This is a genomic window from Rosenbergiella sp. YN46 (assembly GCF_036620675.1).
In the GTDB taxonomy this organism is placed as follows: Bacteria; Pseudomonadota; Gammaproteobacteria; order Enterobacterales; family Enterobacteriaceae; genus Jejubacter.
Genome location: NZ_JAZHEE010000137.1, coordinates 1 through 573 on the forward strand (window position 1 = coordinate 1; position 573 = coordinate 573).

Annotated in this window: 1 protein-coding gene; it reads right to left on the bottom strand. The window is 56.9% G+C overall.

The window, feature by feature from the left end:
* Positions 1–573 (bottom strand): class I tRNA ligase family protein (locus V3W49_RS22900; RefSeq protein WP_500148271.1); only part of this gene is annotated, 573 nt, incomplete at both ends.

Sequence of the window (573 nt, forward strand, 5' to 3'; positions counted from 1 at the left end):
CGGCCCCTTCGCTCCGGCCGATCCAGTTGGTCTGGAGCAGCTTCACGGGCTCCGGCCAGTCGAGGCCCGAAAAGTCCAATAACTCGTCGGCGTATTTGGTGATGCGAAAGAACCACTGCTCGAGATCTTTCTTCACTACCGGCGTTCCACAACGTTCGCACACCCGCTCTTCTCCGATGACTTGCTCGCGGGCCAGCACCGTCTGGTCTTTGGGGCACCAGTCTACGGGCGCCATCTTCTTGTAGGCCAGGTCGTTCTTGAACAGCTGAAGAAAGAACCACTGCGTCCAACGATAATACTCGGGGTCAGCAGAGATCGCCTCGCGCGACCAATCCCACATGGCGCCCATGCTGCGCAGCTGCTTGCGCATGTGTTCGACATTTTTATAGGTCCATTCTTTGGGGTGAGTATTGCGGTCAATGGCCGCATTTTCCGCCGGCAGACCAAAGGCATCGAACCCAATGGGGAACATCACGTTGTAGCCCTTGCGGCTCTTATAACGGGCTTGGGCGTCGGAAGGCGTCATGGCAAACCAGTGACCGATATGTAAATTGCCGGAGGTATACGGCAACA